Genomic DNA, 13,642 nt, shown 5'->3' on the forward strand with positions numbered 1-13,642 from the left:
TAACGTACCGCAGCACTCCATGATTTAGCGTAACTTTTATGGTCCGCTCGCCGGTGCGTTACGCTACAATTCTCGGCATGTGGCAAATGCCCTAAAAAGCTACGCCAAAACTACGCCAAGAGAGAAGATGCAATTCGATGCCAAGGCCGCCAAGCTCCTCCAGCCCGGCCAACACTTTACCATTTCCGACTGTCCTGGACTCCGATTAGAGGCCACCGCATCAACGCGATCGTGGACTTACCGCTACAAGAGCCCAGTTGATAGTCGGATGCGCCAAGTGAAAATCGGTACTTGGCCAGCGATGTCGTACCACTCCGCAGTGGTCGCATGGGAAAAACTACGAGACATACGCTCTAGCGGTGAAGATCCCTCTGATCAGCGGCGTGCTGCACGCCAAGCTGAGCAGGCCGAGCGCGAAGCGCAACGTGAAGCGGCATCGAAGAAGGTCACCATACGGCGAATCTGCGACCAGTACTTAGATGAGCACGTCGACCCGCGGCGGCAGGAGAAGGGCGCGAAAGAGGTTCGCCGATTGTTCAATGTCCACCTGGGGGAGCTGGCCGATCTGGACCCGTCGAAGCTGACACGCGCGCAGGCGTTCGATCTGCTGCAGGGAATGATCGACACTCCGGTGTTGGCTTCTAACCTTCGCAGGGAGTTAGGTGCGGCCTGGGATCATGCGCTCGATGCGGGCCGCCTTGATGAGAACGTGCCGAACTGGTGGCGCCTGCTCATGCGAGGGAAGCTGCGCAGTCGGGGACGCATCCTTCAGGGGGAGCGCATCGGGACTGCCAAACGTGTCCTGAGTGATGGGGAGTTAGGGCAGCTCATTCGCTGGCTGCCCAACTTTTCCCGTACGGTTGATGATGCGCTCACGCTATATCTCTGGACGCTGCTGCGTGGGGCGGAGATTACGTCGATGCATGCCAAGGACATCACTGAGGAAAAGGATGGGCTATGGTGGACGATCCCGAAGGCGGAGACAAAGAACCGACAGCGGGAACGCGCAGAGGATCACCGTGTGCCGCTGGTCGGGCGTGCAGAAGCGATTGTGCGTCGGCGCTTGGGCGTGGCCGACCAAGGCTATCTATTCCCGTCGCGAGGGAGGAGTGGCCACGTGGAGCAGAAAGCGCTTGGCGTGGCAGTGTGGACGCACATGCCTTATTCGGAAACGCGTCCTGACCAGCAGCGACCACGCCTACCAGTAACACGTTGGGGGCCACATGACTTGCGTCGATCGTGTCGAACGTTGTTAGCCGCGATGGGGTGCCCCGATCCAGTCGGCGAAGTGCTGATCGGCCACCTCCCGCCTGACACGGGATCTAATGTGTACAATCGTCATCGCTATGATAGAGAGCGAAGAGAGTGGCTTGTTAAACTGGCCGATCGACTTGAGCAGCTAGGGAAGTAGGGAAATTTATGAATTACGATCCGGCGGCAAGGCTTGCACGTCATGTTGAGTCACTGAAAAAGGAGGGTAGTGTTCGCCATTCAGAGTTCATCGAAATCTTGCGGCTGGCTAGATTAATCCTTGAGAAAGGAGATTTAGCTCGCACCTATCCCACCTTAAAGCTGTACTGCGACTGGATTGTGCATTCCGGACTAGATAAAAATTCGGGAGGCTACGCGGTTTTGCAAGCCGCAGATGCAGTTGTGGTTAGCCACCTCTGCGGCCACGATGGTTCGATGGTCGAAGAAGTATCCCGCGCGCTGAGTGTAGGGGCACTGCATGCCGAGCTGATCCAACTTTCTAAAGCGAATGGTATTGATACCGCGGTTTTCGATATCTTCGAAAACTGGTTTAACTTCTGCCATGTGCTCTTCATAGAACTTCTTGATCGAGCGATCATGTTCCCCGAGGATGTTGAGACGAATAAATCTGCTCGAGGTCGCAAGGAATTTCAGAAGATGCTTCAGCACCGGGCCACAAGGGGAGTCCGGACAGATCAGGTGGTAATGATGCTGTACCTTTCGCATATCCAGCCGGATCCGAACATGCACGACGGCATCTATTGGAACTTACGCTTGGGCCACAGAGAGCACGCACGAGCTATCAATGTCGCTGGAGCCCTAACCATAGAGAAGGACTCTACGGTCTTTCCGTAGGTCCATGTGCAAAGCGATGGCCTAATTCCCGCGTCTGGCTGTGTTCGACGGCGGCGGCAAAACTGATATCGGACGGGCTTCCGCCCATTCCTCAATTTCGCGAACAAGCCAGCCAACCCTCCTGCCGGACAGCTGACGTGGCTTGGGGAAGTGCCCTTCACGCACTAGACGCTGAACGGTGGTTGTAGCTAAAGCGACTACGCTGGCTACTGCCTCAAGTTCAAGGTAGAGCGGTTTCACAGTTCGTATTCCTGATTGTAAATCGGTTGAGAGGGCATTCCGGTAGATGTTTAGCCCCTTGAGGCTGGCCGCAGCGCACGCATTTGCTGGCTGACCGGGTTATCGTCCAGGTCATGCTGCAGCTCCTGCAGGCGCCGGGATCTTCGCATTGCCGAACAAGTCGCAGCAGTCAGGGTGCATGTGCAGCCAAGGAATCCCGCGTCGGTCCAGCTCGATGATTGCGGCCTCCACCTTGTTGAGGTTTTGACGGGTCAGGGCTTCCGCCCTGGCGTCTGCAAGGTCTCGCCAGTAGGCTTCTTGCTGCTGTAGCTCACGGCGCCGATCGATCAGCGCGAGCGACACTACGGTTGCGGTTTCATCGCTGAGATGGGTCATGCTGAGACCTCGGCTGCAGGAGTCTTCTTGCGACTGGTCTTCGCCGGCTTCTGCTCAATGGTCGAGGACTTCGGGAATGGCCATGGGCCTGGCTCAGGTGCTGCAGTTGGAGAAGGCGAAGATTCAGTGTCCGAAACCTTCGGCGGCGCCAACTTGGTCCTCTTAGCTGCCGGCGCAGGTTTTCTCTTCGATCCTTTTGGTGCCGATGATGCGATCTCTGGCGTGATCGCCGCGACGTCTGCAGACGCCGTATCTGCTATCGGGGTTTCCGCTGCCGGCGCATCATTAGGAGCTTCGGCCACCTCCGGCTCGACGATCGGAGTCTGTGGGGTCTCAGCAGGGGCTGATTCATTTACCTGGTCGGTTTCTGCCGACGCCAAGGTAACCTCCAGATCACTCAGCGAGTTGCCGCTTTTAATCCACTCGCTGACCCACAGTGGCTGCCGCCCGCGACCGGTCCAGGTCTGCGAGGGAGTGCTCGGGTGGCGGTAGCGGACGGCGACCGAGCCGATATCAGCGCCGCCCCGATCTGCCAATGGTGCAGCTTCGGGCTTCGGAGGGAAGATCTCAGCACGCACTGCTGCGACGTCGATTCCTTCGTGGCGAGCCATCGAAACGATGGCTTGAAAGCCGTCTTCATCGGCATTGCCGGACTTGATGTCATACCAGCTCGCCTCGAGTGTCTCTCCGAGCATGATGTCGAGCAGAAGCAACTGCAATGTGCCGGTATCAGCCGTGTCGATAAAGTTCGTCCCGTCGGTGCGCAGATCAACTTCGTAGAGTTCCTGCACGCTCTCTGTCAAATGGAACTGGTCGAGCACCGCCTTAACATATTCGCGCAACGAAGGCAGGCTTAACCCAGTCAAGCTGGCTTGCTGGCGCAGCTTCTTGTACACGGTCAAGCGGTAGGCGCTCTCTTTTTCGGCGACTGCCTCAGCGGCCTCGCGCTCCTCCTGCTCCTTTTCCCACTTGATCTGATGGGCGGTTTTTGGAGGTGCTTTGCTGGGGTCGGCTTTGATCTCCTCAAGACGGGCTTCGCGCGCGTCTTCCGTCTCGCATGCGCCAACGTTCTCAAGCGCGATCTGGATGTCACTGCGGCGATAGTACGGTGTGGCTTCCCCATTCGGGTCCCGCAAATACGCGGCGACACCGACGAGTTCCAGAGCCTCGGCGTTCAAGTAGTCTTTGACATAGCCTTCGTTCTTTGTGGATGGGGCGTTTCGTTCGAAGCGGGTTATGTGCAGATCTGCCGTTACCAGGTCGGAGTCCTTATCCCATCGCTTATCCCGAATAGTCTTGGCTTCGTCGCCTTCGTAGACAGGGATACCCTTCTTGTTTGCCTGGGTGATCGCGGCCGTGTGGTGCGCAGCCTTCTTCTCGGCAAAGCAGTCCGGATCTGTGCAGACGTCTGCACTTAGCCCAGCGAAAATCTCCGGCTGATTGCCGGTACGCTTCGGGCACTTCACGCAGCTGCCGACCGCCGCCAGGAGCTTGCCGTCGTTGAGTTTAAAGATAGCCGCTGACAAGTCGAGCATATAGCGAGACTGGATGTGCTCTACGGCTTTGCGATAAGAGAGCGGCTCGCTGCCCTGCCAAGCGGGGGGATTGAGAATCTCGCCCAAGGCTTTGACCTGCAGGGATGGCACTGGAATGCGGGCAATCAGTAACGCCGTCGATGCTGAGATTTTGTCGTCAAGGAATTGCTCGCGAACTTCGGGGGTGAGGGCGCACAACTTGAGGCGCCCATAGATATACGCGCGGCTCTTCTTGACCTCGTCGGCCAGCTGGTCCGCGTTGTAGCCGTGCTGCAGCATGAGCAGCTGGTAGCCCTCGGCCTCCTCGATCGGATGTGGATCTTCGCGCTGCAGGTTCTCCAAGATACGGATCTTCGCCGCGTCCAGGTCGTTCAGCTGGCGGCATACGGCCGGGATTGTGCTCATGCCTGCGATGGTAGAAGCCCGGTACCGGCGCTCGCCGGCGACGATCTCGAACTCTTCGGGTTGTTCCGGCGTTGGCATAACGGGGCGAATCAGAATCGGCTGCGCGACGCCCATTGCTTTGATGCTGGCAGCAAGCTCATTCAGCGCATCTTGGTTAAAGCGCTTACGGTTGTCAGGCGACTTGCGGATTTTGCCGAGTTCGTACTCGCCATATTCACCGCCATTGCTCAAGGTGCTTTCGGCAATCGCGTCGACGGACATGGCGCGGGAAGGTGTAGTAGTCATGGTTGCTCCTGCAGGAATGCGGTTGGATTAGGGCTGGTTGGCGGTGTAAAAGCCGAGTGCAAATTCGACGTTGGCTTTCCGCACATGGACCCACCACGTGGTGAAGCCTTTTTTGGGCTGATGCTGTGGGCGCTGCGGTTTAGATACCTCGTAGCCGCGGGTGCGCATCGCGTCGAACACGCGGAGGACATCGAGGCTGGTTCCATCCGATGACACTTCATCCGGACGAGTGCCGGTGGCTTGGCAGAACGAGCGGAGGGCCGCAGCCTTCTCCGATGTGGCTAGTGCTTGGTGTAGCGGACCAGTGCCAATTCGTGGCGTCGCTGTCTTCACGCGCGGGATTTCGCGAACGGCGCTCATGCGCGCACCACGGTGATAGCGCACGGGTCGGCGCCCAAGGTGAGCAAGTCGACGGCATCGATCGCTGCTTGGCAACTGCATGTTGAGAGTGCGACGTAACTTACGCGGCGGGCTTGGGTGGCCACAGTGATGCGGAACGGAGTCATGTTGTCCTCGGTGGTTGATGTTCCAAAGAATCGATGATATTAAACACCATGTTTAGAATTCAGTCAAACATGGTGTTTAGTCCTTGGTCGAAACAACACGTTGTGTTTAAAAAGCCACAGGCGAGGGACGAAAAAAAGCCCCGACTAAGCGGGGCATTGGCGCGGTGAGGTCAGAAGGGTAGTTCGATTTCCTCGACAGGTAGGACGTCTAAGTCCACTTCTCTGAGGAAGATTTGGTCGATATCGAGTGCCGTGAGGAAAGGTGCTGTTTGAAAGGTCGCATAGGCACGTTCTTCGCCATATTCTAAGTGCACCAGCATGATCGGAGTCGTCGGGAAATGAGGCTCAAGGCGCTTGATGAGCAGATCGCCGACGCCTGGGTAAACGTAGCTGGGGTGAGGGAACACCAAGACAATCCGTACGCCGAGGATCGTTACGACAGCAGTATCGACGCGCACGGCTACAGGTATTTACGGATCGATCGACCTGGTTGATACACCACTTCACCTACGATGTCGCACTGGCCACTACGCGTGTTAATGTCGGGCCACTTGTGATTGAACGAATGCAGGTACCAGTCCTTACCTTTTTGGATTAGCTGCTTGATCAGGGCTTCTCCGTCGAAGGTGAAGGCATAAACCAAGCCGTCGATCGGGTCCACATGCTTTCGGCTGACAAGGACGATTTCTTTGTCGAACATCATTGGCTGCATGCTGTCGCCTTTGACGCGCATTGCGAGTAGCCACTGCGGTTCGATCCCGAGCTCTTGAATGACTTGCACAGGGACCTCATAAATTCCGCCGTCATCGGGCTCAAGCTCGGTGACGAACCCTGTTGCACCAGCACGCAGTCGCAGCTGGACAAATCTGATGGGGACGGTCGCTGGATCAACGGCAACCTGAACGCGAGCTACGCCGAGGCCCAGGCGACGCTCGGAAGGGGCCGAGGGCTCGTCGCCAGACTGACCTACTTGCATCGTGCCCTGACCGGTCAGGATCCAGGTGGCTGAGCATCCCAGCACAGTTTGCGCCTTCAAAGCACCCAACTTCGATACGCCTCGGCTCTCCCAGTTATTCACTGTTTGGGGCGACTGGCCGAGCGCAAGCGCGACCTCGGTTTGGCCCTCGATGTCCCGGAGTTCTTTGGCTGCGCGGTACAGCCTTTCCATTTGCTCATGCATTGCGCAATTATCAGGGGTACTAAACAAAATGTGTTAAACACCATGTTGACGAGCGGATTAAACATGGTGTTTAATGGTGGCTAGACCAACACACTCTTGGCTGGCACATGAAGAACGACAAAGAACTCATCGAAAAGCTTGGCGGTCCAGCCAAGCTTGCTCATAAGTTGGGCTTCACTGTCCAGCGCGTCCAGAATTGGACCGTTCGGGGCATTCCCGCCCAGGTCAAGCTGGATCATCCAGACCTGTTTCTCATACCAGCGCCGCAGGCCAGCACTCGGGCGACAGCGCCCAGCTTTGACGAAAGCGATCCTCATTCACGGGACACTTTCCTGATGAGCGCACACCCCTCTTGAGATAGTCGGAGTTGATGATCACTGGGTAGCCCGGATGCTTCGTCGCGCCCCTATTGTTTCCCAGTGGAAATAAACAAGTTAGACATTTTCCATTTTGCAAGATTAAATTTTTCCGCCCAGCGCGGCAACCACCGAGACTAAGAGGCAGTTGTGAACATTAGGCAATCTTTTCTTTCGATGATCAAGGCGTTCCCGGGCGGCTGGGACGCGATCGCAGCCGCTCTCGGGATGAGCCGCGATGCGTTGGAAAACCGCGTTTACGAACGCAAAGGGCAGGGTGTCACGGTCGATACTGCACTGCAGATCCAGGCGTTCTCCCAGTGCACGCATTTCGCGGAAGCTGTGGCGACCGCAAGCGGCGGCACCTTCATCAAGCTCCCTGGCGACTTGGCCGAGGACAACGAACTGCTGATGGCGAAGTTCCAGTCCCTCTACGCGGAGCTTGGGCAGTTCTCAAAGGACTTCTCGGCAGCGACCGCCGATGACCTGATCGACAAGCGGGAGCAGATGCTCCTCGAGCACGACGTGGCCCAGCTGCACAAAGTGCTGGCCGAGCTGATGGCTCTCACTCTCCGCATTTACGCGCCGCAAGGTGGTAAGGAGGTCGAATGAACAGGATCAACGGACCACGCCCAGGCACCCGCGCACATGCTGCGCTGCTGCACCTGGACGGCGCCGGCTTGGTCAGCGCCGCGGCTCTCATGGGTGCTGTTAACTGGAAGCGCAATAGCCACGAATTCACCCGGGAGATCGTCGATGCGCTCGTTCGTCTCCGCGTCGCTGAGATCACCGGTGCCAGCATTGCGATTACGCGCTTGGGCCAGCTGTACCTGCGCCCGCCTGCGGTGGAGGCTGCGCCCCAGCTGCAGCTCGTTACCGGCCGTTATGTCCCGCCGCAGCGCGCCCTCTCGGCGCAAAATCGTCCGCGCGTCGTGTCGATGCGCCCTGGTGCGCTCGATTATCGCGAGATTCCCTCGCGTATGAGCAGCCAGCTGCTGCAGCACGGAGAGAAGGCGGTAGCGTGACGCTGGACGATTTTTCCGCAGTCGGGCGCGCAGCGCTCGACTCCATTTCTATACTCCTGCAGGAGTGGTTCCCGAGCGGGGTCCAGGAAGGCCAGGAGTTCTGCATCGGCTCGCGCTCAGGTGAGGCGGGGCAGTCCCTCCGCATCCGGCTCACCGGCGACAAGGCCGGGGTTTGGTCCGACTTCTCCGACGGCGCAGCCGGCGGCGACCTGATTTCGCTCTACGCGTTCATTCATGACCTCAAGCCTGGCCAGGCCTGCAAAGCGCTCGGAGAGCGCCTGGGTATTCACATCGCGGATGGTACAAGCAAGCGTACGGGCATCAAACCCTATATCAAGCCAGCGGCAACACGACCTGATCCCGCGCCTGCGCCAGCGGACAAAGGGGTAGAAGCACCGGCCGAGGAGAAAAAACGCACTCCCTGGACGCCACTTCTGCCCGTTCCTGATGACGCAGGGCCGTATCCGAAGGCGCACGTCGTTCGTGGCCGCCCTGAGCTGCACTGGGAGTACCGCAACGCGGCCGGCCAGCTCTTGGGCGTGATCTATCGCTTCCGGCGCTCGGATGGCGAGGGCAAAGAAGTGCTGCCCTGCGTGTTTGCAGAGCGCAACGGAACCAGCGTGCGTGAATGGCGTTGGCTATCCTTTCCTGAACCGCGGCCTCTGTATCTGCGTGGGCCGCATCGACTCGATGTCCCGGTGCTGATTGTCGAGGGCGAGAAGTGCGTCGATGCCGCGGTGTCGATGCCAGCCATGCACGAGGCCTTCGAGATCCTGTCCTGGCCTGGTGGTGGCAAGGCCATCAAGAAGGCGGACTGGTCCGCGATTGCCAATCGCGACGTGATCCTATGGGCTGACGCTGATGCCAAGGTCTACAAGAAAGGCCATGAGCGCGCTGGCGAGGTGATGCCGGAACCCGAACAGCCGGGGATGGGCGCAATGCTCAAGATCGCAGATATCCTGCGCGCCCAGGGCTGCAACGTCTTCTTCGTCGACATCCCGCCGCCTGGTGAGAAGCCTGATGGTTGGGATGTCGCGGACCTGATCGCCGGCGGCGCCACTGAAGAAGAAGTCGTCCAGTGGGCGACGAGTCTGCGTCCGCAAGAAGTGGTTGGCGCGGGGCAGGCCGCCGAGGCGCAGCCGGCCGACCAGGTTGACGCGTCGGCTTCTTCGGACGACGTGCCCGAATGGTTCAACGAACAGATGTCCGACCAGCTCGAGGCGGCTTCTACCCCTTTGCCGGCTGGCGCAGGCGCGGGTTCTCGCGTCTCCTTGCGGGCCAAGCTCATTCCAACCGCGAACGGTGGGATCAAGGGGTGCCGCGAGAACGTCTACTTGGTGATGGAGGGCGACGACAGGTTGCGCGGCATGGTCGGGCTCGACCTGTTCTCTGGCTTGCAGGTAAAGCTGCGCAAGACGCCCTGGCCAAGTACGCCCGGCGAATGGACCGAATCCGACGACTTCGAGCTGGGCATGTACCTGGCGCAGAACTACGGCCTGGTGCTGGCCTCTGTAGGCGACATCGAGCGCGGAGTCGCGCAGGCCGCTCGCCGGCACCAGTTTGACCCGGTGATCGACTACTTCGATCGCTGTGCGGCTGGATGGGACGGCCAGGCCCGCGTGGCCACGGCACTCTCGCGCTATTGGGGCGCCGAAGATTCCGAATACCTGCGCCTGGTGTCGACGATGTTCTTCATCGGTATCGTCATGCGCGGCTACAAGCCAGGCGTCAAGAACGACCACGCGCCGGTTTTCGAGGGCGGCCAGGGCCAAGGCAAGTCGACCTCGCTGAAGGTTCTTGGCGGCGACTGGTTCGCCGATACACCGTTCAGGATGGGCGACAAGGATGGCTACCTGTCCATTCAGGGCGTGCTGCTGTACGAGGTCGCGGAGCTGGAGCAGTTCAACCGCTCCGAGGTCACCGCCATCAAGGCGTTTATGTCCAGCACCGTCGACCGATTCCGCGAGCCCTACGGCCGCCGGATGAAGAACGTTCCGCGCCGCTGTGCTTTCGCCGCGACGACGAACGAAGACGCCTACTTCAAGGATACGACCGGTAATCGCCGCTTTTGGCCGGTCGAGACAGGCCGTCTAGACATCGAGGCGCTCAAGGCTGACCGCGACCAGCTGTTCGGCGAAGCGATCGCGCTGATGAAGGCAGGGGTGCAGTGGTGGCCAACCTTCGAGCAGCAGCGGCGCTTGATCGACCCGATGCAGGACAGCCGTGAGATCCCGGACCCATGGCGTGGCCGGATCTGGGAGTTCTGCGAGGGGATCGATTCGGAGGGCAAGCCGATGTCGGCGGGCCCGCTCAAACGCGTCACGGCGCGCGAGCTGCTCACCAGGGCGCTGCACTTCGAGCTGTCCAAGATCGGCCCGGCAAGGGCCGAAACGATGCGTGTGGGCGCGATCATGCGCAAGTTCGGGTGGACCAAGCATCGCGAGTCCAGTGGCGCGCGGGAGTGGTACTACGAACGCCCCGTAGCGGAAGCGGAGCAAGGGGCATCCAAGACAGGAGAGGACGATGCTCCGCTCCCATTCTGACCAACAAGCTGGCGTCGTGCCGGCGCTTCACCAGGGATCGCGGGCGCTTCGTGCGCAGGCGGAAAAGGTGATGGCGTCGATCCGCAACGCCTACTTGTCCAACCATGGGCGGCCAACCGTCCAACCTAGCGTTTTCGAGGTTAGACGGCTGGAACCCGCATGGATACTGGCTCCGTCCAACCGTCCAACCTCGCCAACCGGGTCGCGCCCGCACATGTGCCCGCGTGCGCGTATACGTGTGCGACGAGTCAAAAGGGCCGTTTTTGTCGCTGGCAAAACAAAAAAACAGGTTAGACAGGTTAGGAGGTTAGACAGAGCCAGCATCCATGCGGGTTCAAGCCGTCCAACCTATCTGACCAACCATTTAGAGGTTAGACAGATTGAGGAGGCAAGGGGATGAGCAAAGGGGGGTTGCGGGAGGTGATGCCGGTGACGGCGCAGCTGATCGACGATTACCGAGCGGTTTTCGGGAAGGACAACATCGATGCGGTCTTGCGCAGGGCAGTGAAGGGAGAGCCGGTGTTCTACGCCGCCGAGAATGGGCGGACGTTCGGGGTGCCAAGCCCGGCCAGGACGCGGGTGCAGTGGGATAGCAGGGGTTTGCCGTACGTAGTCGAGAGGGACGAGTAGAAGCGGTAACGGGGCTAGTGGATGGGCGACATAGAACGTCGAGATAACTGAAAGGGTGAACGATGGGAGCAGCAATGAGGTTGGAGCAGGAGGGGATCTTCGAGAACGCGGGGCAGGCAGTGCACGTGGCGTTCCTGATCATGGGGCAGGAGCCGAGCGGGGACGCGCCATTCCGAAAGGCGCTGATCCGGGCGATGGAGTCGATTCGCCTCGAGAGCGACGTGCAGCGCGAGTGGCTGGAGCAGCTGCGCGGTAACAGCGGCGGATCGGTTAACTTCAGTGGCCTGCGTGGCGAGGAGATTCGTGCGCAGTGCGCCATGATCACGCAAGCGGTGCGTACCAAGCTGCCCGATGCCGAACGCTGGGTGCTGCAGGCGAAGTATGGACAGGTCGACTATGAAGACCTCGACCTGGGGGATAAGCAACTGCCACCGACTGAGCATCCGCGGGTGCAGCGGCGCTATGCATTCTCTGCTGAGCGCATCGCCGCAATCAAGGGGCTGTCCGACTGGCTGGCTCCGATGTTCCCCAGGCTGAATAGGTTTGCGATCGACTTCATGCTGGGGAGGATTTTCGCGAACCACAAGAAGATCGAGATCAGCAGTCGCGACTTGGCCGCGCAGTTCGGCGGCAGTCACATGACCTACGTGCGCGCCATCGCTTCCATCAAGGGACACGTACGACAGCTGGAGCAGATGGCAGTAGCGCGCCTCGAGCCGCTATTTGTTGAGAGCGGGGTCTGTTGCAAAAATTAAATAATGCATTGACGAAAATGTTCCAGAGGGTATATATTTTCGTCATCATCGCAGTAATTGCATCCAAAGCCCGCCTCGTGCGGGCTTTTTGCATTTCTGCGTCCTCGATGTGCCTGCAGTGTTCTTGAACCTAGGAGGCCTATGAGTAACCCGTTGCAGCGGCGGCTACCTGCCGCCCGTGTTCTACGTTCCCTCATCATCATCCGCAAGCAATACCGCATCTATCGCCGTCATGCCGCTCGATGGGATGGAGCATGCACCGCGATGCGCCTGAGCTGGGCGCTCATCGACCAGTAATCCGGCCGTAGCCTAAGCACGGCGGCGTTGGGCGACAACGATAAGCGCACAGAATTCTCAACGACGAAAGGTGGTGATCCGTCTCGATCCGCAGCATAGCGGGGGATACACACGGTTCGTTCTCTTGCCCGGGCAACCGGGCTTTCTTCTTCATGCTCACATGGTAGTGGCATTGGCCCTCCAGCTCAAGCAAACGCTGGACGGTGAATCGCTAGAAGTTGTGGTTTCAACGTGAGCGGCAGGCCGCCAGCGTGCCTCCCAGTGGCGCGTAACAGGCACAGTCGTCGACGAACAAAGGCCGACTCTCCAACGCAAGCGCAATACCCAGGCGCGGGCGACGACATTTACCCAGACGTTGTGCAGACGTCTACACAAAGGATCGAGCATGCCTCGCGCCGCACCACGACCCTGTAGCCATATTGGCTGCAAAGCGCTCGTCTCGGATGGCTCGGGGCGATGCGAGAAGCATCCGCGCGAATCGTGGGTCAAGACGACACCGACGAAGCGCATCACCGGCCGCCGGCTCCAGAAGATGCGTGCGGACCTCTTCGCACGGCACCCGCTGTGCGTGCTATGTCTGCTGAAGGACCGCGTGACCACGGCCACGCAGCGCGACCACAAGATCCCGCTGGAGGAAGGCGGCCCGGATGACTCGACGAACGAGCAGGCAGTCTGCGATGAATGCCACGCCGAGAAGAGCCAGGCCGAGGCGGCCCGGGGCCGGCGCCGTGCCCGCCCACGGTAGCCCCGGAGGGGAGGGCGGGTCGGAAGTCGAGGTGCCATCCAGCGGAAACCGGACGCTTAACTAGACTTTTATGGCGACGAAAAACTACCCCCGGGGGGTTAACGTCCAGGACTTGGCCGGCCGTTGAACTCGGAAGGACAACCATGGACCCAAAGAAGAATTTCTCAGTAGCGCCGCCGGCTGTAGGGGCGGACAACGTCAAGGCGTCGCCGACGGCGATCGCCTCGCCGGCGCCGCCACCCGGTATAAACCTGAGCGAGGACGAGCTGCAGGTGTACGACTACCTCTGCGAGTCCCTTCGCGATGCCGGGATCGATCACCTTACCGTTGGGATGCCGCTGGCCGTGATCGTTCGGACTTTCATTGACTGGATCAACGCCTCGAAGGAGTGCGCTGAGAAAGGGCGGTCACAAACTTCGAAGACCGGCTGGAGTACACCGACGCCTTGGGCCGAGGACGAGAAGCGGCTCAAGATGGAACTCGGACAATGGCTACCCAAAGCATGCTTGACAATACCGTCGCTGGCGCGGGTACGAAAGGACACCGGAGTGCAGGGCGGGCAGGACGATCTGTTCAGCGATCTCGTAAGCCACGCCACCAGCTCACCCGCAAACGCATCGAAGCACTGACGCCGGCGGTCCTGGAAGAGTGGGACCTGA

15 protein-coding genes are annotated in these 13,642 nt (G+C 59.6%); 8 read left to right on the forward strand and 7 right to left on the reverse strand.

The genetic code is table 11. The features are described from left to right. Positions 1–127 precede the first annotated feature (127 nt). Positions 128–1,411: a tyrosine-type recombinase/integrase gene (locus tag V7778_RS16575; protein ID WP_335557254.1), complete on the forward strand. Its 1,284-nt coding sequence runs from the start codon at positions 128–130 to the stop codon at positions 1,409–1,411. 8 nt (positions 1,412–1,419) lie between these two features. Beyond that, a complete protein-coding gene (locus tag V7778_RS16580; protein ID WP_335557256.1) occupies positions 1,420–2,106 on the forward strand; it encodes a hypothetical protein in 687 nt (228 codons plus the stop codon). A 21-nt stretch (positions 2,107–2,127) separates the two neighbouring features. Here V7778_RS16580 and V7778_RS16585 read toward each other — a convergent pair whose 3' ends face one another. From V7778_RS16585 to V7778_RS25175, 7 genes are all read right to left on the reverse strand, one after another. Then, complete coding sequence (locus tag V7778_RS16585) at positions 2,128–2,346, reverse strand: helix-turn-helix transcriptional regulator (RefSeq protein WP_335557258.1); 219 nt, start codon at positions 2,344–2,346, stop codon at positions 2,128–2,130. 111 nt (positions 2,347–2,457) lie between these two features. Beyond that, positions 2,458–2,721 carry a hypothetical protein gene (locus V7778_RS16590; protein WP_335557260.1) on the reverse strand — a complete coding sequence of 88 codons (264 nt, stop codon included), beginning with the start codon at positions 2,719–2,721 and terminating at the stop codon, positions 2,458–2,460. Beyond that, positions 2,718–4,946, reverse strand: coding sequence for a ParB/RepB/Spo0J family partition protein (locus V7778_RS16595; protein WP_335557262.1), 2,229 nt, complete (start codon positions 4,944–4,946; stop codon positions 2,718–2,720). Before V7778_RS16595 ends, V7778_RS16590 begins: the two co-directional genes overlap by 4 nt. A 27-nt stretch (positions 4,947–4,973) precedes the next feature. Next, positions 4,974–5,306, reverse strand: coding sequence for a hypothetical protein (locus V7778_RS16600; RefSeq protein WP_335557263.1), 333 nt, complete (start codon positions 5,304–5,306; stop codon positions 4,974–4,976). Between the two features lie 316 nt (positions 5,307–5,622). Next, positions 5,623–5,910: a hypothetical protein gene (locus V7778_RS16605; RefSeq protein ID WP_335557265.1), complete on the reverse strand. Its 288-nt coding sequence runs from the start codon at positions 5,908–5,910 to the stop codon at positions 5,623–5,625. Positions 5,911–5,912: 2 nt separating this feature from the next. Next, complete coding sequence (locus V7778_RS16610; RefSeq protein ID WP_335557267.1) at positions 5,913–6,620, reverse strand: S24 family peptidase; 708 nt, start codon at positions 6,618–6,620, stop codon at positions 5,913–5,915. A gap of 92 nt (positions 6,621–6,712) precedes the next feature. Beyond that, positions 6,713–6,949, reverse strand: coding sequence for a hypothetical protein (locus V7778_RS25175; RefSeq protein ID WP_442920732.1), 237 nt, complete (start codon positions 6,947–6,949; stop codon positions 6,713–6,715). Positions 6,950–7,138: 189 nt separating this feature from the next. On the opposite strand from V7778_RS25175, the gene V7778_RS16620 reads away from it, so the two are divergent. The 6 genes from V7778_RS16620 to V7778_RS16645 all read left to right on the forward strand — a co-directional run bounded on the left by V7778_RS16620 (position 7,139) and on the right by V7778_RS16645 (position 13,612). Next, positions 7,139–7,600: a YmfL family putative regulatory protein gene (locus V7778_RS16620; protein WP_335557271.1), complete on the forward strand. Its 462-nt coding sequence runs from the start codon at positions 7,139–7,141 to the stop codon at positions 7,598–7,600. Further along, positions 7,597–8,013, forward strand: coding sequence for a hypothetical protein (locus tag V7778_RS16625; RefSeq protein WP_335557273.1), 417 nt, complete (start codon positions 7,597–7,599; stop codon positions 8,011–8,013). Before V7778_RS16620 ends, V7778_RS16625 begins: the two co-directional genes overlap by 4 nt. Then, the gene (locus tag V7778_RS16630; protein ID WP_335557274.1) at positions 8,010–10,556 is read left to right on the forward strand and encodes a VapE domain-containing protein; all 2,547 of its coding nucleotides are present in this window, start codon (positions 8,010–8,012) and stop codon (positions 10,554–10,556) included. Before V7778_RS16625 ends, V7778_RS16630 begins: the two co-directional genes overlap by 4 nt. A gap of 704 nt (positions 10,557–11,260) precedes the next feature. Continuing rightward, a complete protein-coding gene (locus V7778_RS16635; protein ID WP_335557276.1) occupies positions 11,261–11,941 on the forward strand; it encodes a hypothetical protein in 681 nt (226 codons plus the stop codon). 682 nt (positions 11,942–12,623) lie between these two features. After that, complete coding sequence (locus tag V7778_RS16640; protein WP_335557278.1) at positions 12,624–12,983, forward strand: HNH endonuclease; 360 nt, start codon at positions 12,624–12,626, stop codon at positions 12,981–12,983. A gap of 143 nt (positions 12,984–13,126) precedes the next feature. Further along, the gene (locus V7778_RS16645) at positions 13,127–13,612 is read left to right on the forward strand and encodes a hypothetical protein (RefSeq protein ID WP_335557279.1); all 486 of its coding nucleotides are present in this window, start codon (positions 13,127–13,129) and stop codon (positions 13,610–13,612) included. Positions 13,613–13,642 lie beyond the last annotated feature (30 nt).

Origin of the sequence: Massilia sp. DD77 (assembly GCF_036961685.1) — a bacterium.
GTDB lineage: Bacteria > Pseudomonadota > Gammaproteobacteria > Burkholderiales > Burkholderiaceae_D > Telluria.

Excerpts from the sequence above, each read along its gene's own strand:
- V7778_RS16635 (WP_335557276.1), top strand. The coding sequence starts at position 11,261 with ATGAGGTTGGAGCAGGAGGGGATCTTCGAGAACGCGGGGCAGGCAGTG.
- V7778_RS16625 (WP_335557273.1), top strand. The coding sequence starts at position 7,597 with ATGAACAGGATCAACGGACCACGCCCAGGCACCCGCGCACATGCTGCG.
- V7778_RS16600 (WP_335557263.1), bottom strand. The coding sequence starts at position 5,306 with ATGAGCGCCGTTCGCGAAATCCCGCGCGTGAAGACAGCGACGCCACGA.
- V7778_RS16640 (WP_335557278.1), top strand. The coding sequence starts at position 12,624 with ATGCCTCGCGCCGCACCACGACCCTGTAGCCATATTGGCTGCAAAGCG.
- V7778_RS16580 (WP_335557256.1), top strand. The coding sequence starts at position 1,420 with ATGAATTACGATCCGGCGGCAAGGCTTGCACGTCATGTTGAGTCACTG.
- V7778_RS16590 (WP_335557260.1), bottom strand. The coding sequence starts at position 2,721 with ATGACCCATCTCAGCGATGAAACCGCAACCGTAGTGTCGCTCGCGCTG.
- V7778_RS25175 (WP_442920732.1), bottom strand. The coding sequence starts at position 6,949 with ATGAGGATCGCTTTCGTCAAAGCTGGGCGCTGTCGCCCGAGTGCTGGC.
- V7778_RS16575 (WP_335557254.1), top strand. The coding sequence starts at position 128 with ATGCAATTCGATGCCAAGGCCGCCAAGCTCCTCCAGCCCGGCCAACAC.
- V7778_RS16610 (WP_335557267.1), bottom strand. The coding sequence starts at position 6,620 with ATGGAAAGGCTGTACCGCGCAGCCAAAGAACTCCGGGACATCGAGGGC.
- V7778_RS16645 (WP_335557279.1), top strand. The coding sequence starts at position 13,127 with ATGGACCCAAAGAAGAATTTCTCAGTAGCGCCGCCGGCTGTAGGGGCG.
- V7778_RS16595 (WP_335557262.1), bottom strand. The coding sequence starts at position 4,946 with ATGACTACTACACCTTCCCGCGCCATGTCCGTCGACGCGATTGCCGAA.